Consider the following 25387-nt stretch of genomic DNA (forward strand, 5'->3'; position numbering starts at 1 on the left):
TGTTAATTATCTTCCCGTTTTTCAAATCTTCCGAAGTGCAACATAATCGTCGGCAAAATTAGTAAGTTGAGTATCGTCGAAGTGATCAACCCACCCACAATAATAGTTGCCATTGGGCCTTCAATTTCACGCCCTGGCTGACCGCTACCAGCGGCTAAAGGTAGCAAGCCTAGTGCTGTAACCAGTGCAGTCATTAAGATTGAAGGTAAGCGCTCTGATGCGCCTCTAATCGCCGTTTCCAGCCCCCAAATCATGTTCTCTTCATCCACCAAGTGTTGGTAGTGAGAAACTAGCATGATGGAGTTGCGTAGCGTAATGCCGAATAAAGTGACGAAGCCTACTAAAGAGCCGAGTGAAATCCAGCCGCCTGTGAACATAGCGGCAAGTACGCCGCCGATGAGTGCAAAGGGTAGGTTGGCAAAGGTTAATAAGAGGTTACGCAAGCGGCCAAATGCGATATACAGCATGAGGAATATGCCTACCCCTGCCAGCACGGAGTGGATAATCAAATCATCACGGGATTGCGCATCAGCCTCAGCTGCACCGGTAAAAGCCAGATAGTTGCCAGGAGCGAGCTGTACCTCTTGTTTAATCCGCGCTTTCATCTCATCGGTAAAGGTCTGGATGTCACGATCAACGATATTGGCAGTCACGGTTTGAATGCGCTTAGCGCCGGAGTGTAATATTTTGGAGCGGCCATTTTCCTGGCTGATATCCGCCACATCACTTAGATGTAGCACCTTGCCTTCGCTATTGATGATGGGCAATTTGCCGACTTGGGTAATATCTTGGCGCGAAGCTTTATCCATAACTACGCTCACACCAATCACGCGATTTCCTTGATACACCTGGGTTACAGGCACGCTTTCGTAAGCGGCACGTATGGTGTCTAGCATATCGGTAGCACTTAATCCATATTGCAGCATGCGCTCTTTGCTTAGCCTGATGACGAGTTGTGGCGTACCAGGCGGTGATTGCACCAGAATATCTTTAGCGCCTTTTATGCTGCCTAGTACACCCGCAATCTTTTGGGCATCGTAGTCCAGAGTGTCCAGGTTATTACCATAGATGTTGATGACGACTGAGGCGGCGTAGCCTGAAATGGTTTCTTCTATGCGTTCAGTCAGAAAAGTATTGATGGCAAAATTGACGCCAACGAAACCTGGTGGAGCGGGGCCGTCATCGTCATAACCCGAAATTTTCTCGCGTATTTCTTCCAGTATGCGTTTTTGTTCTTCACCTGAAAGCGTACCGATTTCAATCTCAAACTCGCTGTAATGCGTGCCAAAAGTATCCGCGCCATTCGGTGCGCGGCCTACCCACTGGGCTACGGAGCGCACACCTTTTATGCCTTTGATGACTTCCGTTACTTTTTTGCCTATGCGCAATGACTCCTGCTCCGAAGTGCCAGGCACGGCTGTCATGTGCATGATGTAATGGCCTTCGTACAGGTTGGGTATGAACTGGCTTTTGAATAAAGGCAATATGCCTAACCCAAGCGCAATCACCATCAGCGATGATGCAATGACCACTTTGTAATGTTTTTCAATACGGTACAGCCATTTGACATACACCTTTTTGATGGCACGTATCATCGGTGAGTCTTCGCTATCTAACTTGGCATTACCAAGCAGCAGGTAGCAGAGCGCAGGCGTGAGGGTCAATGCAACGCCTAAGGACGCGATAATCGCTGCAATGTATGCAAACCCCAAGGGGGCAAATAACTTGCCTGCAACGCCGCTTAGTGTGAGTAATGGGGCAAATACCATGGCCACAATCACGGTGGCATACACCACAGAGCTTCTGACCTCCATCGAAGCATTGAATACCACCTGATAAATAGGCGCTGGCACTGCCAATGACCGATTTTCGCGCAGCCGGCGGAAGATATTTTCTGTATCAATAATTGCATCATCAACTACTTCACCCAGCGCAATTGCCAGGCCACCCAACACCATGATGTTAAAGCCGATGTTGAACTGGTTTAAGACCACAATCGCGCTTAATAGCGAAAGAGGGATGGCGGTGGCAGAAATAAAGGCGGTACGGGCATTAAACAAAAAGAGGAACAGTATGCTGATGACCAATATTGAGCCAATCAATATGTCGGTCTGTACGCCACTAATGGCGGTTTCAATAAAGTTAGCTGGGCGGAAAAGGCCGCGATGCAAAGTGACATGCTCAGTTTTTAATGACGGCTCGAGCTGGGTTAAAGCTTTCTCAATGGCTTTTGTTACGCCATTAGTATTAGCACCCAACTGACCTTGAACCGATAGATAAACGCCAGTTTGGCCATTGATTTGCGCCGCACTAATTGAAGGCGCTGGCGCTTCGATAACAGTACCAATGTCTCCGAGCCTGATGGTTTGGCCATTACGATGAATAAGGGTGGTTTGCGCCAATTGTTGAGGCGTGAGTGACTGACCTTCGCTGTTAATGACAATGCGCTGGTTATTATTTTCGATGAAGCCTGCACCACGCACGCCTGTGGCTTTTTTAGTGGCATCCATCACATCTTGAAGCGACACGTTGTAACGGATCAATGCATCAGGATTCACCTGCACCTGGAACTGTTTGACCTCGCCACCGAACACATTGACATCAGCCACACCGGGTACAGCTAACAAATGCGGGCGTATCGTCCAATCGACCAATGTACGCAATTCCATCAGGGTGCGAGTTTTTGAGGTAATGGCGATACCCATCACTGTGCTTGCTGAAGAGGTCAGCGGTGTGATATTCGGCGTAATGCCTTGCGGTAGCTGATTACTCAGGGTGGTAAGGCGCTCTGCGACTACCTGACGATTGCGGTAAATGTCTGAGCCTTCTTTAAATGTCACGCTCACTACAGATAAGCCAGGAATGGACTGCGAGCGGATGACATCAATACCTACCGTGCCTGCAATACTATTCTCAATTGGTTGCGTAACAATGCTCTCGACTAGTTCGGCCGATAAACCTGGCGACTCGGTCTGAATGACTAATTGAGTGGGAGAAAACTCAGGGAATACATCCAGATTGCTATGGGTCAGGCTATAAATCCCATAAATAACAATCACCGCCGCAAGGCCGATAATGACACCACTGAAGCGAATGGAAAATCTGACGATGGCGGACATCATGATTCTGTTGCCCCTGCCGAATGAAAGATCAACTTATCCAAGTTAATCTCCGTTCTCATTTTTGATCTGATATTTAAATTCTTCTGATAGCAGTAACTGCGCGCCATTCACCACAATCTCATCTTGCGCTGTAATTGAGGTGACGCCTGCTGGATTAAACCAACCATCATCGGTTTCAGTATCTGCGCTCACTGGCTGGCGGCTGAAATGATCACTGTCTATTTTTTTATAAACCCATGCTTTGCCACCGTACCAAACAACAGCTGACTTGGGAATCAATACCCCAGATAGATGGCTGTTTTCTGCCAGATCCACCTTGATGCGCATACCAGCGCGCAAATCGTCGGCTGCGGCACGGTAGTAAAATGTTTTACCAAGACTACTATTATCTGTAGTGGGGGAAACAGAAACAAAGCTGGCGACAATCGATTTGGTTTGTGTGCCAGTCGGGGTAATGTTGATGGTGCTACCTGCTTTGGGGAGCGCGGCTGAGAAAGGTAGGGTGACTTGCACTAATACTTCTTGATAGCTCAATAAACCCTGAAATAAAGGCTTGGCTGGTTGTGCTGTGGCTTCAAGCGTTAGTGTTTCTCCCCAGCCTTGGCGTATGGTGTCGCGAATATTGTTCGCTGCATTTTCCGCGGCGGCGAGTTTGGCCTGGTCAGCCTTATACAAAGCCTCGGAGGCAATGACTGCGCGGTCTGATATGTTGTGGTTATCCTCATTTAATTTCGCCAGACGCTTGTATTCCTGCTGACTGTTGATGAGCGATGCACGTGCAAGCTCGGCATCTGCCGTTGCAGCAAAGTAGCGGCTGCGCAACTCAATCAGGGTATCGAGATTCACTACCGTGCCCAGCGCAGTCAATGTAGCTTGATGCTTGCTGGCCTTGGGTGTGCTGGTTGTGATGTCACTTTGTTTTTGTGTATCTGGGCTGAGAGTAACAACGGTAACACCAGATTCAGCACTGACGCGGTTAGGCGTTTCAATCTCTTCTTGTTGATCACGTGAATACGCTTCGTATTCATCTTTGCCGTAAAACACAATCACCCAGAACATCAAGATAATAATGAATGCCTGCAAACCAATAATAAGCGCTATTTTTCTATTCATAATTAAGTCCTAGCTTCTGTTACGGCTTTATGGCGTATTAGGAGTGGTCGGTTTTTGGGTGAGTGTTTCAATGTTGTCTGGCACTGTGTTTGTATCAGAGATTGGCTTCTGCAATACATCTTCAAGTGCAGCAGTAGCCCTTAGCGAGGTATATTCAACATTGATGATATTTTGGGTCGCCAACAAGTTTTCTAGTTTTGATGTTGCAAATTCAAGCCGGTCCGCATAGCCGCTATCAAACTGCTTTTGTATTTGTGATGTACGTGCTTCGCTATCTTTTTCTAGTTTTTCTGCTTGGTTTAATGTGGTGTATGCGGCTTGGTAAGATGCTTTAGCCTGTGCCAGATTAGTCAGTACATTTGCTTGTAAGACTTCAAACTGTGCCGCCTCAACCTCACGTAAAGCACGAGACTCTTCTATTAAGCCTTTATTTTTATTTATAAATGTCAACAGCGTATTAATCCCTAACGACCAGATGTTATCGCCTTGGTCATAGCTGTAGCCAGGTGACAGGGTAACGTCAGGATATTGCTTGCTGATTTCTAGCCTTAGTTTTGCTTCAGCCGCCGCATAGCGAGCAAGGGCTGCGCGAATGTCGAGTCGATTAAGCAGCGCGGTTTGCTGCATATCTGCGCTGGTTTGAGCATCAAAAGCCAATGCATGGTCATTGATGGCAAGCCTATCTAGTGTGAGCTGATTTAATGTTTCAAGACTAAGTCCAGCATTGCTCGCCAGCGCGACCTTCAATGCTGGCAGGTTATTCTGTTCGCTAGACAGTGCCTGCTGGGCTTTCAGCAGCAGCAAGCGCGCATTACTTAATTCAATGCTTGAGATCATGCCAGCCTCTAGCCTTGCTTGCAGCATGGCGACTATTTCGCTACGCAGGTCGACTTCTTTTTGCAGGATTTCTGTCAAGGCAACGGAGTTTTGGTAATCAATCAGGCTGTTGAATAAACGGCTACGCACTTGCCATGCGGTCTGTGCAATATCAATACGCGCGGCTTCAGATAAGCTAACCGCTCGATCTATCCTAGCCTGGCGCTTGCCTGCGGTTTCGACGGGAATGTCTATGGAGAGTCCATAAGTCCAGGGCGAGACACCACCATCGGTATTACTGTGTTTTTCTAGGTCGCCAGATATGCCGGGAATAGGGCGCTGCCCTGCAGAAATTTCACCCGCAACAGCAGCGCGCCATTGCGCGCGGGCTACATTGAATTGCGGATGAAAATATAAAGCGCTCAAAGTAAGCTCGCGCAAACCCCAGTGTTGAATCGGTATCTGTGCTTCGGGGTAGCCACTGGTGATTAAAAACTCGCGGAAAGCTGGGCTGTTGGGGTCATGGGCGAGGTAATTGGATGCCAGTTTTTCTGGCTGTAGCGGTTTTGGCTGATAAGTCTGAAAGCCACATCCAGCAGTCATGCCTGCTAGAAACAAAGTCATCCATTTGATGGATATTCTTTGATGCTTAGGCATGGCTATACTGCGGAATGGTTTTACTTACCCAACAATAGCCGCATGCACAGCATTGAGGGCATCTTGCAAAGTTTCTTCTGTCAGGCTGTTTATGCTTGTAGCTAGCAGCTCAGCGGCTTCAACAGTGCCTTGTGGTAAGTCGTGGCTATCTAGTTCAGCCACTAGGCCAGCGGCGGCGCCTGTGACTTTAAGTAGGGCATGGCGTTCTTTCATCAGCAATTCGACTTCTGAACGCAGCATGTTGATTTCTTCTTGATTGATAGAGCTTTGCATATCATTTTCTTTCGTAATCTTCTAGCGGCTATTAGGCCGCTAATGTAGTCGCATAACTAAATATATAGTCGGCATAAAATAGAAAGCTATCATCCTATCTTAGGTGGGCAGGCGTCAATGCTTAAATGATATTGGCAACAAGATTGCAGCTGCATGCCATTAGTTAAGCTGAATCTTGAATTTGCAGTTCTCTCAACATGCAGAATCAGTTATAATTCTTTGCTGCAATTTATTTAGAGTCATTACTAGTTAATGAATGATTCTAAAAATATACCTGCGAAAGTGGCGGAATTGGTAGACGCACTGGATTTAGGTTCCAGCGCCGCAAGGCGTGAGAGTTCGAGTCTCTCCTTTCGCACCATCTTAAAGTAATATGACCCCCCCTCAATAAGCCTATGCAAACTTCGGGTTATATTTACGCATCTGCTATGATAAAATCACTATTGATTTGGCTGGGCTTAAGTTTTAATTGTTAACACTTGTAATTAAAAGCTACGGCCTAATATCTGAATAAATAACCGTATGAGTCATCCATATTTCTGTGTGTTTGAAAAAACGGTTAATAGCGTCAATGTATTTGCATTCAATAAAAACTATTTAAAGTCATTTCGGGTCAATTTAACAACACACTATAAAAATTTGGTGGCGAAGTTCTGGCGACAAAATGTTAGTCCAACTTCGTAAAGCCAATTTTAGAAGATTTAAGGAATAAAGCATGGCTGCAACCGTTGAAACCATCAGTAATCTTGAGCGTCGCATCACTATTTCAGTGCCACTTAAACCACTTCAAGATGAAGTATCACAGCGTATTAACCGCTTGGCACGCACAGCTAAATTACCTGGCTTTCGCCCAGGCAAGGTGCCATTGAAGCTGGTAGAGCAACAATACGGTGCGCAAGTGCGTGATGAAGTCTTTTCAAATACCGTTGAGCGTACTTTTTCTGATGCTGTTGAAGAAAACAAGCTGCGCGTGGCAGGCTTCCCTAATATCGAGCACAAACCTTTTGGCGAAGCTGCTGAGGCCTTTGAATACACTGCAACCTTTGAAGTATTCCCTGAAATTAAAATCGGTGATCTAAGCAAGGCTAAGATTGAGCGCCCAGCGCTTGAAGTGGGTGAAGCTGATGTGAAGAAAACCATCGATGTGCTGGTTAAACAACGCGCTACTTATGAGCCTGTAAAACGCGCTGCAAAAAAGGGTGACAAAGTTGCTATCAAGTTGATTGCATCGATTGATGGCGCTGAAGTTGAACGCTCTGGCGATGAAGGCATCCAACTGATATTGGGTGAGGGCGGTCGAGTGCCTGAGTTTGATGAAAGCATCCTTGGCAATAAAGCAGGTGCCAGCAAAACATTTGAAATTAACTATCCTGCAGACCATAAGCCAGAGCAGTTGGCGGGAAAAACAGTGGCTTATGACGTAACTGTTGTTAGTGTTGAACAAGCTATATTGCCAGCATTAGATGCTGATTTCGCTCGCACCTTGGGTGTTGAAGATGGCGATGTTGAAAAGATGCAGGCTGAAATCAAACAAAGCTTGGAGCAAGAAGTTAGCAAACGTGTGCGTGCCAATGTTAAAGAACAGGTATTTAAAGCCTTGCTTGAGAATGTTGAAATTGAATTACCTAAAGCAATTATTAGTGCCGAAATTAATCGCCTGATGCAATCTACCAAGAATGATTTGGAGCGTCGTGGTGTAGATTTAAGCAATGTAACACTTGAACCTAGCATGTTTGAAGACCAAGCCAAGCGCCATGCAAGTTTGCGTTTGATTCTGTCTGAACTAGTTGTTAAGAATGAGCTGCAAGCCAACCCAGACCAGATCCGTGCAATGGTTGATCAATTCGCACAAAGCTTTGAGCGACCAGCTGATGTAGTACGTTGGTACTATGAAGATACCAAGCGTCTGGATGAGCCAGCAGCGTTAGCAACAGAAGAAAACGTAGTCACTTGGGTACTTGCCTCTGCAAAAGTCAGTGACAAAAAAGTCAAATTTGATGAATTGATGGGAAATGCTTAATGCAAATGCATAACAGTACAGAATCACAAAGCCAGTGGGAGCCACAAGGTCTAGGTTTAGTCCCTATGGTGATTGAGCAGAGTGGTCGTGGCGAACGTGCTTACGACATCTACTCGCGCCTGCTTAAAGAACGCGTTATTTTTCTGGTTGGCCCAGTGAATGATATGACAGCCAACTTGGTTGTTGCGCAATTGCTATTCCTTGAAGCTGAAAACCCAGATAAAGATATTTCGCTTTATATCAATTCGCCAGGCGGCTCTGTGACTGCTGGTATGTCGATTTATGACACCATGCAGTTTATCAAGCCTGATGTGAGCACCTTGTGTATTGGCCAAGCAGCCAGCATGGGCGCATTTTTGTTGGCCGCTGGCGCTAAAGGTAAGCGTTTCTGCCTGCCGAATTCACGCGTGATGATTCACCAGCCTTCTGGTGGTTTCCAAGGCCAGTCTAGTGATATTGAAATCCATGCAAAAGAGATCATGTATCTGCGTGGACGCTTGAATACTATTCTGGCGCACCATACTGGTAAAACCGCTGAAGAGATTGATCGTGATACTGAACGCGATAATTTTATGAGCGCAGATCAATCAGTGGCGTATGGCATGATAGACAAGGTGATTGCAAACCGTACTGATGCCGCATAACATGGCATCAAACATGCTAGTAAAAAGCTAGCAGCAATTATTAAGTTGTAAATTAATTTAGGGTTGAACTGGAACATACATGAGCGACAAAGCAGACAGCGAAAAATTACTTTATTGCTCGTTTTGTGGCAAAAGCCAGCATGAAGTCAGAAAGCTTATTGCAGGTCCATCCGTATTCATTTGTGATGAATGCGTTGATTTATGCAATGACATTATTCGCGAAGAAGTGCAGGGCGAAAATGGCCTAAAACCACGTGATGGTGGTTTACCTACCCCCAAAGAAATTTGTGACATTCTTGATCAATATGTTATTGGTCAATCACAGGCCAAAAAGAACTTGGCTGTGGCCGTTTATAACCACTACAAGCGCCTTGATCAATCAAAGGGTAAAGAAAAAGACGAAGTAGAGATCGCAAAAAGTAATATTTTGCTAATTGGCCCTACTGGTTCAGGTAAGACACTGTTGGCGCAAACCCTTGCTCGCGTACTTGATGTGCCTTTCGTCATGGCAGATGCAACCACGCTCACTGAAGCTGGCTATGTCGGTGAAGATGTAGAAAACATCATGCAGAAGTTACTGCAAAAATGCGATTACGATACTGACAAGGCACAGCGCGGTATTGTTTATATCGACGAAATTGACAAAATTTCACGTAAATCAGATAACCCATCGATTACTCGCGATGTATCGGGTGAGGGCGTGCAGCAAGCGTTACTCAAGCTGATCGAAGGTACTATCGCGTCAGTGCCCCCACAAGGCGGCCGCAAGCACCCAAATCAAGAGTTCGTGCAGCTTGATACCACTAATATCCTGTTTATTTGTGGTGGTGCATTCGATGGTCTGGATAAAGTCATTCGTCGCCGTTCAGAAAAAGGTGGTATTGGTTTTGGTGCGGAAGTTAAAAGCAAAGATGACGCAAAATCAATTGGTGAAGTACTACGTGAAGTAGAGCCAGAAGATTTGATTAAATTTGGTCTTATTCCTGAGTTTGTAGGGCGTTTGCCATCAGTGGCTACGCTTGAGTCTCTCGATGAAGAGGCTTTAATGAAGATTCTGGTTGAGCCCAAAAACGCATTGACTAAGCAATATGCCAAGCTCTTTAAAATGGAAGGTGTTGATCTTGAGTTTAGAGATTCAGCGCTGGAAATGATCTCTAAAAAAGCGTTGGAAAGAAAAACAGGTGCACGTGGTTTACGCTCGATTATGGAGCATTCATTGCTCGAAATCATGTTTGACCTGCCATCCATGCACAATCTGACTAAGGTTGTTGTGGATGAAGGTGTGATTACAGGCAACAATCCTCCTATATTGATTTATTCAGATGAGCCGCGTGTTGCAGAGTCTGCAAGCGGTACATAGCTTTTAACTCGTAGAATTGGCTTAATAGCTAATTCTACGAATCCAAGTAGTTAGATGTAGCAGTAAATGTAATTTGAGCGCTTACACTTGAAGCGCCAGTGTTTGCCCCCATTTTCTTAACATACGCGCATAGTATGTTGCTATGCGCGGCTAACACTGAAAGTTTTTCCATGACCGAGCCAACGCTACCCGTTTTCTCTTCAGAATCTGGATTGATGCCACTGTTGCCATTGCGTGATGTGGTCGTTTATCCTCATCTTGTTATCCCTCTATTTGTTGGTCGCGCCAAGTCTGTTAAGGCTCTAGAGCTTGCCTCTGAAAATGGCAAACAGATCCTGCTGGTTGCCCAGAAATTCCCTAATAAAGATGAACCTGACGCCTCTGATTTGTATGAGGTAGGCACCATTGCGACTGTTTTGCAGATGCTGAAACTGCCTGATGGAACAGTCAAAGTCTTGGTAGAAGGCGTTGATCGCGCAAAAGTTATTGAATTCGTTGAAACTCAGGATTGCTTTGCCGCACGTGCAGAGCGTATTGAAAATGCCACTGATGAAGACAGTGAAACGCAGGCTTTAATGCGCACTGTATTTACCCAGTTTGACCAGTACGTCAAACTGAATAAAAAAATTCCTCCTGAAATCCTGACTTCGCTTGCTACGATTGATGATGCAGGCAGGCTTGCGGATACTATTACCGCGCACCTTACCCTTAAGCTTGAAGAAAAACAGAGCATTCTTGAGATGTTCAGCGTATCTGAACGCTTGGAACATTTGTTGAGCTTGCTCGAAGCTGAGATCGATATATTGCAGGTTGAGAAACGTATCCGTGGCCGTGTTAAACGCCAGATGGAGAAAAGCCAGCGCGAGTATTACCTGAATGAACAAGTGAAAGCTATTCAGAAGGAACTTGGCGAACAAGATGAAAGTGCCGAGATTGATGATCTAGAGCGTCGCATCAAGCTCGCACACTTACCTAAAGATGCTACGGCTAAAGTTAACTCAGAGCTTAAAAAGCTCAAAATGATGTCGCCAATGTCTGCTGAAGCCAGTGTAGTCAGAAATTACATCGAAACTTTGATCAACCTGCCTTGGAAGAAAAAAACCAAGATCAGCAAAGATTTGTTGGCTGCTGAAGCTATTCTGGACGAGGATCACTACGGGCTGGATAAGGTCAAAGAGCGCATTATTGAGTATCTTGCTGTGCAACAGCGTGTTGATAAGCTCAAGGCGCCAATCCTTTGCTTGGTTGGCCCCCCTGGCGTTGGTAAAACATCGTTAGGCCAAAGTATTGCCAAGGCCGTGAATCGTAAATTTGTGCGAGTCGCCCTGGGTGGCGTTCGTGATGAATCCGAGATTCGTGGTCACCGCCGTACTTACATTGGATCAATGCCAGGAAAAGTGCTGCAAAGCATGGCTAAAGTTGCGGTGAAAAACCCATTATTCTTACTCGATGAAGTCGATAAGATGGGGCAGGATTTTCGCGGCGATCCATCTTCAGCATTGCTTGAGGTGTTAGATCCAGAGCAAAACCATACTTTTGTTGATCACTATGTGGAAGTAGAATATGACTTATCAGACGTCATGTTCGTCGCCACCTCTAACTCGTTGAATATCCCTGCGCCGTTATTGGATCGCATGGAAATTATTCGCTTGGCAGGGTATACAGAAGCCGAAAAAGTGAATATCGCCATGCGCTATTTGTTGCCAAAACAGCTCAAAACGAATGGCCTGAAAGAAAATGAAATTAGCGTTTCAGAGTCTGCCATTCGTGATGTAGTACGTTTCTATACCCGCGAAGCTGGCGTACGTAGTCTGGATAGAGAAATCTCAAAGATCTGCCGTAAGGTGGTTAAAGAGTTACTAACCGCCAAAGCTAAATCTAATAAAGCTGCACGTAAAATCGCAGTGACCCCAAAAAATCTCGATAAATATTTAGGGGTTCAGCGTTTTGATTATGGTGTTGCTGCTAAAGAAAATCAGGTAGGGCAGGTCACTGGCTTAGCTTGGACTGAAGTCGGCGGCGAGTTATTAACGATTGAGGCTGTTTTATTGCCAGGTAAAGGTAAGGCAATCACTACTGGTAAGCTTGGTGAAGTGATGCAGGAATCTATACAGGCTGCCATGAGCGTTGTGCGTAGTCGTGCGAAGCTGCTCGGTATCCCTGTCGATTTTTATGAAAAGAATGATATTCACGTCCACCTACCAGAGGGTGCAACACCAAAAGATGGCCCAAGTGCGGGTATTGGTCTTTGTACTGCTTTAGTTTCTATTTTGACCAACATCCCCGTGCGAGCAGATGTGGCGATGACTGGTGAAATCACTTTACGCGGTGAAGTCTTGCCAATTGGCGGATTGAAAGAAAAGCTTCTGGCGGCTCATCGCGGTGGTATTAAAACGGTATTGATTCCAGAGCAGAATCTAAAAGATTTGACAGAGATTCCTGACAATATTAAAGATCAACTTGAGATTCATGCGGTGCGCTGGATAGACGAGGTCTTGGAGTTTGCGTTGGAGAGAATGCCACACGCAGATGAGGCCTTGATCGTCCCAGTGCCAGAAGCTACTGATGGAAAAACTGCCGAATCTACAGTCATCACTAAACACTAAAGCAGAAATCAGCGGGAAAAGCCTTGACAGAGGCTTTCTCTGCTTGATATAAAGATTATCACAGGAGAGTCCTGTCACTTCAAATAATGTCCAAAGGGGATATACAGATGGCAAATAAAGCTGAATTGATTGATCAAATAGCAAAAGCTGCTGGCATTTCAAAAGCTGCGGCAGGTCGTTCTTTAGATGCAACAACTGCTGCAATTACCAAATCATTAAAAAAGGGTGACTTAGTTACCTTGATTGGTTTTGGTACATTCTATGTTGGTAAGCGTGCTGCGCGTAATGGCCGTAACCCACGTACTGGCGCAACTATCAAGATCAAGGCTGCAAATTCTCCTAAATTCAGGGCTGGCAAAGCGCTTAAAGATGCTGTAAACTAGCGTTCTTTCTTGATTGAGCAACTTGTTGTGAAATCAAGGCTGATGAAGCAAATGGGTGCTTAGCTCAGTTGGTAGAGCGTCGCCCTTACAAGGCGAATGTCGGCGGTTCGACCCCGTCAGCACCCACCAGTCATCAGTATGTAGTTACAGTATTTGAAGCATTCAAGTATTAGCTGCCAGCGTAGTTGTTATGCGCAAGTTTTAGGAGTGGTAGTTCAGTTGGTTAGAATACCGGCCTGTCACGCCGGGGGTCGCGGGTTCGAGTCCCGTCCACTCCGCCAATGATGTTTTCCAAAGGTGTTCAAAACCTTCCAGAAGCGTCCAAAAATTAACCCAGGAATCCCAATTTATCGGGGTCTCCTGGGTTTTTTATTTCCAATTCCGTCCAAATCATTCCATATATTTCCATATCTATCCGAGCAAATAATGTGTAACTTCTGAGGAAGTTACACATGGGCTACGGAAAGTTACCCGCGATGGTAAAAAGAATTACTGATGTTGAATGTCGAAATGCAATAAGCAGAAAAGGAGTGCGGAAACTATCAGATGGCGATGGTTTATATTTGCTCATCTATGAAACTGGAAAGAAGTATTGGAGATTTAGATACAAGTTGAAAGGTAAGGAAAATAGTTTAAGTGTTGGTGTTTATCCAAAAGTCAGTCTGCATAATGCCAGAATAGTTGCGAGGGAGTTAATGGAACTGATTACCTCCGGTATTGATCCTTCAGCGCATAGAAAGGCTATAAAAGAAAAAAAGTCAGTGACTCCAACTTTTCAAGAAGTTGGTACTGGGTGGCTAGAAAATAAGATGAAGACGAATGTTTGGAAATCTTCAAAACATGCAGATGATGTCCGTAGAAGACTCACCTTAAATATTTTTCCCCATATAGGTAAACGTCCAATTGCTGAAATTGATGGCCCAGAACTGTTAGCAGTCATAAAGCTGATTGAAAAACGCGGTTCAACTGATTTATCACACAAGATAAATGGTAATTGTGGTCAGATATTTAGGTATGGTATAGCCCATGGACTTTGTAAATATGATGTGTCAGCGGGCATTAGGGATGCCTTAATGCCGCACGTCAGCAAACACCAGCCAGCCGTTAAGCCAAATGAAACAAAGAAGCTCATACAGGCGATAGCAACCTATCATACGATAGGAGATGAACAGACTGAGCTAGCTTTAAAAATGTTGGCTCATACCTTTGTTCGCGCAAACGAATTTCTTGAGTCTGAGTGGACTGAATATGATTTTGAAAAAAGGGTATGGGAAATACCAAAAGAAAGAATGAAAATGGGAACGGATCATGTTGTACCACTAACTGATCAGACTATTTCATACCTAATACTCCTTAAAAAGTATTCTGATCGTAGTCGATACGTTGTCCCAAGTAACAATAAAAATAAAACAATGACGACTAATACTCCGTTATTTGCCCTTTACCGATTAGGGTACAAAAGCAAACAAACAGTACACGGTCTAAGAGCGATTGCCTCGACCATGCTAAATGAAATTGGATTTAATCCAGATGTCATTGAAATGCAACTTGCACATGTGGAGAGAAACAAGGTGAGAAAAGCATACAACAGAGCTTTATACCTCAAAGACAGAAAAGAGATGATGATCTGGTGGTCTTATTATTTGGAATGTCTTGAGAAGGATATTGAACCAGCGATGCCTTCATTTTATTCGGGCATTTGATATAGCCAAGCCGCATTTGCATATAATAGAGCAGTTAAGATTTTTAGGTTTCTTCAAGCTTAGTTAGATAATCAAGCATCTTAGCTTTACTCATGCTCCTAAAATGGCCGCACAGTATATGGGACAATTCGGATTGAGGAATGTCCAGAGCATCTGCCACTTGCGGCTTGCTCCACTTCCGTCTTTCAATCAATTCACCAATTTTAGTTACAAGCTGTGCTTTGAGTATCATGTCGCCTGCATCGGCCATACCCAAATCTGCGTAGACATTTTTGGAACCTTCTTCAATTTCGATCATTTATTCCTCCTTGAGCTAGACTAAACTTCATAAGCGTCTTTTTTACAGGCATTACAATCCGTAATAGGCTGCTATAGAATATCGCTCAAAAACCAAGCATAAAAAGCGAGCTAGTCATTGAGTCCAAATAATAATCAGCAGAGTGTGCATACTGCCTCAATATGCTCGTTTACTCAATTTAAGCGCATTACCGTTATTGTTATATTAGGCACTAATAGCTTATTTGCCCAGGCTGCCGACCTGATCGAAGTCTACCGCTTAGCCCAAACCAACGACCCCACTTTTGATTCAGCCCGCTATGCACTTCAAGCTGCTGAACAAAAGCTTCCACAAGCAAGAGCTGGCTTATTACCAGTCATTAATATCAACGGTAATGACAATGCCAACCATGCATCGACTGAATACAGTGCTGCTACAAGCACCACTCAGGTCAAACGTTCCACACAGTCTTGGGCATGGAATCTACAACTCACCCAGCCACTATTCCGATTACAAAACTATGTTGCCTACCAGCAATCTGAATATCTGGTTGCCCAGGCACATGCTCTGTATACCCAAGCGGAACAAGACCTCATATTAAGGCTGACCCAAGCCTATTTTGATGTGTTAGTGGCGGATGAAACGATTGCCGTTGCTGAATCACAAATGAATGCGGCTACGGAACAAATGGGGCAGGCTCAGGCAGGTTTTGAGCACGGTACTAATGCAATCACCGATGTGCATGAAGCCAAAGCCCGTATTGATCTTGCCCGTGCTCAAAAACTTGCCGCCCTCAATGATTTAGAAGCCAAACGTGCCGAACTGGAGAAGATTGTAGGTGAAGCTCCAGAGGCTCTAGCTTCACTCAAAGAAACCGAAATCATCCCCAAACCTCAACCTGAAGATGTTAACGCCTGGATTGACCAAGCGCGTATTAATAACCCCGCAGTACTAGCACCGGAAGCTGTTGTTAAAGCATCGGAGTCAGAAGTGAATCGTAACCGTGCTGAGTATTTACCCACTGTAGATATTGTTGCCTCCTACGGACAGAACTACACCTCAAACAACCTCACACTCCCCAGTGATTACTCCACCAATGCCACTACCAGCAGTGCAGGGGTGCAAGTGACAGTCCCATTATTTGCAGGCGGCTCCACCAACTCAAAAGTCATAGAGGCTATCGCCAACAAAAACAAAGCACAGGCACAATTGGAAACAGCTAAACGCCAAGCCGCTACCGACGCCCGTCAAGCATACTCTGGCATTATTAATGGATTAGCCCAGATAGAAGCACTGGAATCTGCTGTAGATTCCAGTGCCATTGCTGTTGAAGGCAACAAGCAAGGCTATAAATACGGCATCCATATCAATATCGATATCCTCAACGCGCAACGCCAACTCTACAGTGCAAAACGCGACCTCATTAAAGCCAGATACGACACCCTAATTCAGGGCTTAAAACTCAAAGCTGCGGTTGGCACGCTTGGTGAAGCTGACCTTAATAGCATCAATCAACTGCTTATCAAGTAACAAGCGCTGCACTAAAACAGCCATCTAAAGCTCGATTCTGGGCAGACTAGAAAATCAAAAATTGCATATAGGTTAAAAAAATTAACCTATAGTAAACAAATAATTAGAGAAAGAAATAATTATTGGTTTTGTAATACACATCAGCTACATTATCGGAAGTAATGAAATGTAAGGAAACTTGGTATTTTTTCAAGTGCTTACGCTAAAACAGAAGAAAATGTAAATTCATAGAAAGTAAAAGTTTGCATTTGACGAGGGCGAATCCTTGGGAGTGTGGCATAACAATTGCTGTTAGCTTTCCTCAACAAAGCCGTAATAACTACATAAAAAACGGTATAAATAAGTCAGTAAAACTTAATTATGATAGTCAGATAAATACTGACTTAACAAATATAAAACAGGCGTGCATTGTGAATCGCATGAAATATGAAGGTGGTCAAGTCGGGGTTAATGGCACCGCAGGTACTTCCGCCAACCTTGTCCACGGCGCCTTGATCACCTAATTTACTGACTATATTCTCCTTACTACAATTTAAATAGAGATGGAAACAAAGTTTATGAATTTTAAGCAGTTTTTTTATAAATATTTGGGTGAAGATGATTTAAGGAATCAATCACAGTCTAGTGATAAATATCATTCTCTAAAGTCTGGACAAACATTAAAAATGTCAGTTCTTTTGGGAGTTGGTTTTTATTTTTTAATTTATTTTATTTTAGGTAAAAACAATATTTATATTATTCAGCTTAAAAATGACTTTAGAAGTAGCCTGTTATGGGTAATTCCTCAAATGATTTTTTTTAGCTGCGCGCTTTTAATTATTCTAATTGGTGTTTTCTTTGGTAGTAAAGATGGTGAAGGCAAATATATTTATGAGAAGAAATATATTTGGATACCTGTGGTTTTGAAAGTAACAACAGTTATGGTAATGGCAACTTTAGGATTTTTAGTAGCGCTTTTATTTTTTAGATAAAAAATTTTAAAGCTAATCATTCAAAGAATAGGAAATATAAAGCATGGATTACCAAGATTTCGGAGATTTAGTAAATAATATAAATGGCATATTTGATGTTGCTAAATCAGCAAATACTCCAGGAAGAAGCGATGCTCAGCAAGCTGCTGATGCACTGGAAGCAGCTTCAGTTATATCCACGACAATGTCTTTACTTAGTACGTTTAATCCAATGATTCCAGGGTTCCCTCTCTCAAATGGAGCAATAAATTTATTAAATCTAGAGGCACAAGGGCGTCTGATGGATGAAGCAATAGCGTCTGGTGATCAAGAGGCTATTATTCAAACATCTTTAGATTTTGGTGCTGCTATAGCAGGAGCGCTAGGAAGTGTGCCCACTCCAATAGCTGGATATTTAAAAGTTATTAGCTTAGATTTTGCGGCTGCTTCTGCCCTCTATAAAAATCGCCAAGCAATAGAGGATTTTTTCCATGACTTAGTTAATCCTAATCCAGCTACCCCAAGTAAGCCCCCATTAATACCCATTCATTTGCCGATGGGAGATGCTGATGGGAATGGCATTCCCGATATACACGAAGGCCACTGGATAAATGTCAAAACCTCGTTCGACAATCTCGCCAACTCCCCGCAACGCAGCGACCCCTTCACCCTAGATTTAAACGGCAACGGCATAGACACCGTAGGCATCAGTACCACCAATCCCATTCTCTTTGACATAGACGCCGACGGCGTAAAAACCAGCACAGGCTGGATCGCTGCGACTGATGGTTTGCTGGTTCTGGACAGAAATGGCAACGACACCATAGACAACGGCCGTGAACTCTTTGGTGATGCCACCCTTAAAACCAACGGCCAACTCGCCGCTGACGGCTTTGACGCCATTGCTGACCAGGACACCAATCACGACGGCATCATCAGCAACCTAGACGCTAACTGGAACAACCTCCGCGTATGGCGTGACCTCAACCAGGACGGCATCAGCCAGGCCAACGAACTCGTCACCCTGAATAGCCTCGGTATTGCCAGCATCAATGTCACAGGCCAGGATCACAGTACGCTGCTGAATGATGGCAACGTCCTCGCCGACCTCGGCACCTTCACCTATGCCAATGGCACCAATGGTACCGCAGGCACCGCCGCCAATCTTGCTGATGTCAATCTGGTACAAGATACCTTCACCAGTCAGTTCACAGACCACATCCCCCTGACTACACAAGCAGCCACACTGCCTAACCTGCAAGGCAGTGGACAAGTACGCGATCTTCAAGAAGCCGCCAGCCTCTCACCAACACTTGCTAATTTGCTCACCCAGTTCGCTACAGCCAGCCGAGCCGACCAACATGCCCTGATGGATCAAATCCTCAAAGCCTGGTCAGATACCAGCACCATGGCGACTACCTTCACGGGTGCTTATGCTGGCCACACCCTTACTGTAGATATGCAAGCAGCTTATACGGGTCTAGCAGTGGGCAGCGCAGGTTACCAAGCCATGGCGGACAAACTCACCGTCATGGAACACTTCAATGGTAGAACCTACCAACCTATTCCTACGGGCACAGGTGCCGTCACGCTCACTCTTTGGCATGTCGCACAAGATTTACTCAACCAGAGTTACGATGTACTTAAACAATCGGTGTATCAAAGCCTGCATCAGGCCGCAATCTATGACACCCTAGTGAAACCTCTATTGGATGAAGTCCAACTCAGCATTACTGATGCTGGTATTTCATTAGATTTCACTGCTCTGAATGCCGACCTCAACGCTCGCATCACTGCGAATTCAACAGCAGGCATCCAGGATTTACTAGACTTCTACATTGGCACCAAAGACACCCTGAAAGACAGCGGATGGCAGGGGCAGCAGATGATCGTGGATTTCTTAGCGAGCCATACGATAACTCCTGATATCAATACGGCCCTGCTAGATGCAGGATTTTCTGTGAAAGGCTATACCGGCTGGAATAATGGCTATGGTTCAAGTGCAGATGACTTTATGGTGGCAGATGACCAGGCTGATACGCTGAATGGTGGGGCTGGAGATGATGCGTTATTAGGGATGGGGGGCAATGACCAGCTATCTGGAGGCGATGGCAATGACACACTAGAAGGCGGAGCTGGCAATGATGGCTTGGCTGGTAGTGAAGGCAATGATGTTTTACTGGGTGGCAGTGGTGATGACGGCCTCAATGGCGGAAACGGCAATGACACCCTGATAGGCGGGACTGGTAACGATTACCTGTTTGGTGGTGATGGTGCTGATGTTTACCAATTCAGCACAGGCGACGGTGCGGATTACATCCTTAACAGTGATGACGGCTATGGTGCAAGTGTAGACACCATTAAATTCACGGATGTGACCTCGACACAATTGAGATCAGTAGTGCGCAGTGGATACGATCTGATCTTGAATTATGGTACGAGCGACAGTATTACGGCAGGCAACCATTTCAACAATTCATTCTGGTCGATTGGCCAGGTACAGTTCAGCGACGGCGTGACCATGAACATGGCCCAGTTGTTCGAGGCCTATGCCCTCAACCTGACCGATGGCGCAGACAACGTCACTTTTAATGGTGCTACTAGTAACCTCCACATCTTGGGTGGAGATGGAAATGACCAAATATCAACGGGTTTGGGCAATGACACACTAGAAGGCGGAGCTGGCAATGATGGCTTGGCTGGTAGTGAAGGCAATGATGTTTTACTGGGTGGCAGTGGTGATGACGGCCTCAATGGCGGAAACGGCAATGACACCCTGATAGGCGGGACTGGTAACGATTACCTGTTTGGTGGTGATGGTACTGATGTTTACCAATTCAGCACAGGAGATGGTACGGATTACATCCTTAACAGTGATGACGGCTATGGTGCAAGTGTAGACACCATTAAATTCACGGACGTGACTTCGACACAACTCACTTCATTAACCCGTGTGGGCAATGATCTGGTCATCAACTACGGCGTCAGTGACAGCATTACGGCAGGTAACCATTTCGCAAATACATTCTGGTCGATGGGTCAGGTCCAGTTCAGCGACGGTGTCACCATGAGTATGGCGCAACTGTTTGCTGCCTATGCCATCAACCTGACCAATGACGCAGACAATGCTAGCTTTGGTGATATTAGTAATCTCCACATTCTTGCTGGAGACGGAAGTGATCGAGTCACAACGAGTTCAGGTAATGACACGCTGGACGGCGGGAATGGGGATGACATTCTGAGTAGCGCTGCTGGTAATGACATCTTACTGGGTGGCAGTGGCAATGACCAACTATCTGGAGGCGATGACAATGACACATTGATAGGAGGTACTGGCGACGACAATCTGAATGGCGGAAACGGCAATGACACCCTGATAGGCGGGACTGGTAACGATTACCTGTTTGGTGGTGATGGTGCTGATGTTTACCAATTCACCACAGGAGATGGTACGGATTACATCCTTAACAGTGATGACGGCTATGGTGCAAGTGTAGACACCATTAAATTCACGGATGTGACCTCGACACAATTGAGATCAGTAGTGCGCAGTGGATACGATCTGATCTTGAATTATGGTACGAGCGACAGTATTACGGCAGGCAACCATTTCAACAATTCATTCTGGTCGATTGGCCAGGTACAGTTCAGCGACGGCGTGACCATGAACATGGCCCAGTTGTTCGAGGCCTATGCCCTCAACCTGACCGATGGCGCAGACAACGTCACTTTTAATGGTGCTACTAGTAACCTCCACATCTTGGGTGGAGATGGAAATGACCAAATATCAACGGGTTTGGGCAATGACACACTAGAAGGCGGAGCTGGCAATGATGGCTTGGCTGGTAGTGAAGGCAATGATGTTTTACTGGGTGGCAGTGGTGATGACGGCCTCAATGGCGGAAACGGCAATGACACCCTGATAGGCGGGACTGGTAACGATTACCTGTTTGGTGGTGATGGTGCTGATGTTTACCAATTCAGCACAGGCGACGGTGCGGATTACATCCTTAACAGTGATGACGGCTATGGTGCAAGTGTAGACACCATTAAATTCACGGATGTGACCTCGACACAATTGAGATCAGTAGTGCGCAGTGGATACGATCTGATCTTGAATTATGGTACGAGCGACAGTATTACGGCAGGCAACCATTTCAACAATTCATTCTGGTCGATTGGCCAGGTACAGTTCAGCGACGGCGTGACCATGAACATGGCCCAGTTGTTCGAGGCCTATGCCCTCAACCTGACCGATGGCGCAGACAACGTCACTTTTAATGGTGCTACTAGTAACCTCCACATCTTGGGTGGAGATGGAAATGACCAAATATCAACGGGTTTGGGCAATGACACACTAGAAGGCGGAGCTGGCAATGATGGCTTGGCTGGTAGTGAAGGCAATGATGTTTTACTGGGTGGCAGTGGTGATGACGGCCTCAATGGCGGAAACGGCAATGACACCCTGATAGGCGGGACTGGTAACGATTACCTGTTTGGTGGTGATGGTGCTGATGTTTACCAATTCAGCACAGGAGATGGTACGGATTACATCCTTAACAGTGATGACGGCTATGGTGCAAGTGTAGACACCATTAAATTCACGGACGTGACTTCGACACAACTCACTTCATTAACCCGTGTGGGCAATGATCTGGTCATCAACTACGGCGTCAGTGACAGCATTACGGCAGGTAACCATTTCGCAAATACATTCTGGTCGATGGGTCAGGTCCAGTTCAGCGACGGTGTCACCATGAGTATGGCGCAGTTGTTTGCAGCGTACCCATTTAGTTTTACATTGACGACTGGTAACGACAATGTAAGTTTCGCTGGCTATGGTAGTGTTAAAGTCTATGCAGATGCTGGCAATGACACGATCATTGGCACCTCAGGCAACGACACCCTGGATGGAGGCACAGGTGCTGACTATCTCTACGGCGGTGCAGGCAACGACACCTACGTAGTGGACAACATTGGTGATGTTGTGTCTGAGAGTGCGAATGCAGGCATAGATACAGTGCAATCCAGCATTACCTACACCTTAACCGATAATGTCGAGAACCTCACCCTTACTGGCACCACAGCCATTAATGGCACGGGCAATGCCCTTGATAACTATCTTACCGGCAATAGCACTATCAACATCTTAACTGGTGGTGCAGGCAACGATACGTTAGATGGCGGTCTTGGTAACGATACTCTCATTGGCGGTATCGGCGACGATACTTATATCATTGATACTAAATATGATGTCATCACCGAGAATGCAGGTGAAGGTACTGACACCGTCCAAAGTAATTTTAGCTATACCATCGGCAACAATCTAGAGAACCTTACCCTGACAGGTACTGCTGCAATTAACGGCACTGGCAACAGCCTCAACAACGTGCTCATCGGCAACGCCAACTACAACGTCCTGGATGGAGGCGCCGGTGTAGATACCATGATTGGTGGATCAGGCAACGACACTTATGTGGTGGACAATGCAGGGGACGTGGTGATCGAGAATGCAGCCGAAGGTACGGATACTGTGCAATCCAGTATCACTTACACTCTTGGTGCCAATGTCGAGAACCTCACCCTGACTGGCACTCTCGCCATCAATGGCACTGGTAACGAACTCAACAACATCATGATCGGCAATAGTGCAGCTAACATCCTCATTGGCGGTGCAGGTAACGACAATATCAACGGCGGCACAGGCGCAGATACCTTAATCGGTGGCACTGGCAATGATACCTACGTGGTGGATGATGCAGGTGACGTAATCACCGAATACGATGCTGAAGGCACTGACCTTGTTCAATCCAGCATCAATTACACGCTGACTGCCAACGTCGAGAACCTCACCCTGACTGGCACTGCTGCGATTAACGGCACTGGTAACGAACTCGCCAATACCCTCACTGGCAACACAGCGGCCAACATCCTGAATGGTGGTGCTGGCAACGACACCCTTAACGGTGGTGCAGGGACTGACACGATGATAGGCGGCACGGGTGATGATACCTATATCGTGGATAACACAGGGGACGTCATTACAGAGAATGCAGGTGAAGGTACAGACAATGTGCAGGCTAGTGTTACCTACACACTCAGTGCCAATCTGGAGAATCTTACCCTCACAGGGACGGCAGCGATTAACGGTACAGGCAATGACCTCAACAACCTTCTGGTCGGTACTACTGCTGCCAACTACCTGCAAGGTGGGGCTGGCAATGACACACTCCAGGGTAATTATGGCTATGACACTCTGGATGGGGGCTTGGGAATCGATACGGTGACCTATGCGGGCACTTGGACAGGCATCCAGATCAATCTCGCTGCTGGCACTGCCACGGGAGGTGCTGCAACGGGTAATGTACTCCTCAATATTGAAAACATCATCGGTTCAGGTGCCAACGACCTAATCACGGGTGACGCAGGTAATAACGTACTTGACGGTTCTCTAGGGGCTGATACCCTTATCGGAGGACTGGGGGATGATATCTATTACCTGGATTCCACTGGGGATGTTGTCACAGAAAACGCCAACGAAGGCACTGACAGCGTATTCTCCACGTTTAGCTATACTCTGGGTGCCAATGTTGAGAATCTCACCATTATCTATAGTTCCAACCAGAATGCCACTGGTAACGAACTCAACAACATACTGACGACCACGCTGGGCAACAACACCCTGGATGGCAAAGCGGGTGCCGACACCATGAGCGGCGGTATCGGCAATGACACCTATGTTGTGGACAACGCTGGAGACCTCGTGATCGAAAACGCAGGTGAAGGCACTGACTTGGTTCAATCGAGTATCACCTACACCCTCACCGACAATGTTGAGAACCTCGCACTCACCGGTACTGCCAATATCAACGGCACAGGCAACACCCTCAATAACACGCTCACTGGCAATGCAGGCAATAACATCCTCGATGGTGGTTTAGGTGCAGATACCATGAGTGGTGGTGCAGGCAATGATACTTATATCGTCGATAATTTAGGTGACGTAGTGACTGAAGCTGCCAACGCAGGCACCGACACCGTCAATGTAGCCCTTGCCACGGTAGGCGGTACCTATACGGTGGTAACGAATGTCGAGAATGCGACCTTGATCAACACTGTTGCCTACAACCTCACTGGTAACTCTGGCAACAATGTCCTCATTGGCAACGCCAGCAATAACATCCTCAATGGCGTTGCAGGTGCTGACAGCATGTTGGGTGGTTTAGGTGACGATACCTATGTGGTCGATAATGTGGCCGACGTGGTTACAGAGTACGCAGGCGAAGGTACCGATACCGTGCTATCCAGCATCACCTACACCCTGGGCAACAACCTGGAAAACCTCACCCTCACTGGCACGGCTGCACTCAATGGGACTGGCAATAGCCTGGACAATGTGCTGACAGGTAACAGCGGTGCTAACAGCCTAACAGGTGGCGCAGGCAATGATACGTTCATCGGCGGCCTAGGAGCAGATACCTTAACGGGTGGTACAGGCAACGACACCTACCAGTTCACCCGAGGTGATGGCGCTGACACCATTGTTGAAAACGATGCTACTGCGGGTAATACTGACGTACTCAAATTCACCTCAGGCACCAGTTACGATCAGCTCTGGTTTAAACATGTGGCCAATAATCTGGAGATCAGCATTATCGGTACCACCGATAAGACCATCATCAAGGACTGGTACACAGCCACTGATAACCATGTAGAACAAATCACGACAGTGGATGGTAGCCATACCTTGCTGGACACACAGGTACAGAATCTGGTCAACGCCATGGCGGGATTAACCCCGCCAGCCGCTGGACAGACCACCCTGCCAGCAGCGTACCAGACCCAACTCGCACCGGTGCTGGCTGCTAACTGGTCGTAAATTCAAGTAAGAGTAAAGTAATATAAAAGATACAAAAGTAACTAGCAACAAATC

14 protein-coding genes and 3 tRNA genes are annotated in these 25387 nt (G+C 46.1%); 12 read left to right on the forward strand and 5 right to left on the reverse strand.

Annotated elements, in window-relative coordinates; all coding sequences use genetic code 11:
- Window positions 1–2: 2 nt before the first annotated feature.
- The 4 genes from ZMTM_RS06185 to ZMTM_RS06200 are packed head-to-tail and all read right to left on the reverse strand — an operon-like array spanning window position 3 to window position 5981.
- Window positions 3–3122, reverse strand: coding sequence for an efflux RND transporter permease subunit (locus ZMTM_RS06185; protein ID WP_221765420.1), 3120 nt, complete (start codon window positions 3120–3122; stop codon window positions 3–5).
- A 42-nt stretch (window positions 3123–3164) separates the two neighbouring features.
- Window positions 3165–4235 (reverse strand): efflux RND transporter periplasmic adaptor subunit, encoded by a 1071-nt coding sequence (locus ZMTM_RS06190; RefSeq protein WP_221765421.1) that lies wholly within the window; start codon window positions 4233–4235, stop codon window positions 3165–3167.
- A gap of 27 nt (window positions 4236–4262) precedes the next feature.
- Window positions 4263–5708 carry a TolC family protein gene (locus ZMTM_RS06195; protein WP_221765422.1) on the reverse strand — a complete coding sequence of 482 codons (1446 nt, stop codon included), beginning with the start codon at window positions 5706–5708 and terminating at the stop codon, window positions 4263–4265.
- A 24-nt stretch (window positions 5709–5732) separates the two neighbouring features.
- Window positions 5733–5981 carry a hypothetical protein gene (locus ZMTM_RS06200; protein WP_221765423.1) on the reverse strand — a complete coding sequence of 83 codons (249 nt, stop codon included), beginning with the start codon at window positions 5979–5981 and terminating at the stop codon, window positions 5733–5735.
- A gap of 276 nt (window positions 5982–6257) precedes the next feature.
- Between ZMTM_RS06200 and ZMTM_RS06205 the strand changes: the two genes are divergently transcribed.
- From ZMTM_RS06205 to ZMTM_RS06245, 9 genes are all read left to right on the forward strand, one after another.
- A tRNA-Leu gene (locus tag ZMTM_RS06205) sits at window positions 6258–6342 on the forward strand.
- Between the two features lie 354 nt (window positions 6343–6696).
- Complete coding sequence (gene tig / locus ZMTM_RS06210) at window positions 6697–8001, forward strand: trigger factor (protein WP_221765424.1); 1305 nt, start codon at window positions 6697–6699, stop codon at window positions 7999–8001.
- Entirely contained in the window at window positions 8001–8645 is a 645-nt protein-coding gene (gene clpP / locus ZMTM_RS06215; protein ID WP_318840544.1) for an ATP-dependent Clp endopeptidase proteolytic subunit ClpP, read from the forward strand. The genes tig and clpP overlap by 1 nt, the downstream gene beginning before the upstream one ends.
- A 79-nt stretch (window positions 8646–8724) precedes the next feature.
- Window positions 8725–10005, forward strand: a complete 1281-nt coding sequence (gene clpX, locus ZMTM_RS06220) for an ATP-dependent Clp protease ATP-binding subunit ClpX (protein ID WP_221765425.1) — start codon at window positions 8725–8727, stop codon at window positions 10003–10005.
- A gap of 170 nt (window positions 10006–10175) precedes the next feature.
- The gene (lon, locus tag ZMTM_RS06225; RefSeq protein ID WP_221765426.1) at window positions 10176–12611 is read left to right on the forward strand and encodes an endopeptidase La; all 2436 of its coding nucleotides are present in this window, start codon (window positions 10176–10178) and stop codon (window positions 12609–12611) included.
- A gap of 107 nt (window positions 12612–12718) precedes the next feature.
- On the forward strand, window positions 12719–12994 hold the full coding sequence (locus ZMTM_RS06230) for an HU family DNA-binding protein (protein ID WP_221765427.1): 276 nt from the start codon (window positions 12719–12721) through the stop codon (window positions 12992–12994).
- A gap of 53 nt (window positions 12995–13047) precedes the next feature.
- Window positions 13048–13123: transfer RNA gene (locus tag ZMTM_RS06235), tRNA-Val, on the forward strand.
- Between the two features lie 75 nt (window positions 13124–13198).
- Window positions 13199–13275: transfer RNA gene (locus tag ZMTM_RS06240), tRNA-Asp, on the forward strand.
- A 171-nt stretch (window positions 13276–13446) separates the two neighbouring features.
- Window positions 13447–14697 carry a tyrosine-type recombinase/integrase gene (locus ZMTM_RS06245; RefSeq protein ID WP_225907118.1) on the forward strand — a complete coding sequence of 417 codons (1251 nt, stop codon included), beginning with the start codon at window positions 13447–13449 and terminating at the stop codon, window positions 14695–14697.
- 43 nt (window positions 14698–14740) lie between these two features.
- On the opposite strand, the gene ZMTM_RS06250 is transcribed toward ZMTM_RS06245, so the two are convergent.
- Complete coding sequence (locus ZMTM_RS06250) at window positions 14741–14995, reverse strand: helix-turn-helix domain-containing protein (protein WP_221765428.1); 255 nt, start codon at window positions 14993–14995, stop codon at window positions 14741–14743.
- A 117-nt stretch (window positions 14996–15112) separates the two neighbouring features.
- On the opposite strand from ZMTM_RS06250, the gene ZMTM_RS06255 reads away from it, so the two are divergent.
- The 3 genes from ZMTM_RS06255 (at window position 15113) to ZMTM_RS13425 (ending at window position 25333) form a co-directional block, all read left to right on the forward strand.
- Window positions 15113–16504, forward strand: coding sequence for a TolC family outer membrane protein (locus tag ZMTM_RS06255; RefSeq protein WP_225907119.1), 1392 nt, complete (start codon window positions 15113–15115; stop codon window positions 16502–16504).
- Between the two features lie 557 nt (window positions 16505–17061).
- A complete protein-coding gene (locus tag ZMTM_RS06260) occupies window positions 17062–17475 on the forward strand; it encodes a hypothetical protein (protein ID WP_221765429.1) in 414 nt (137 codons plus the stop codon).
- Between the two features lie 43 nt (window positions 17476–17518).
- A complete protein-coding gene (locus ZMTM_RS13425) occupies window positions 17519–25333 on the forward strand; it encodes a calcium-binding protein (RefSeq protein ID WP_318840545.1) in 7815 nt (2604 codons plus the stop codon).
- Window positions 25334–25387 lie beyond the last annotated feature (54 nt).

The organism is Methyloradius palustris, assembly GCF_019703875.1.
GTDB classification, from domain to species: Bacteria; Pseudomonadota; Gammaproteobacteria; order Burkholderiales; family Methylophilaceae; genus Methyloradius; species Methyloradius palustris.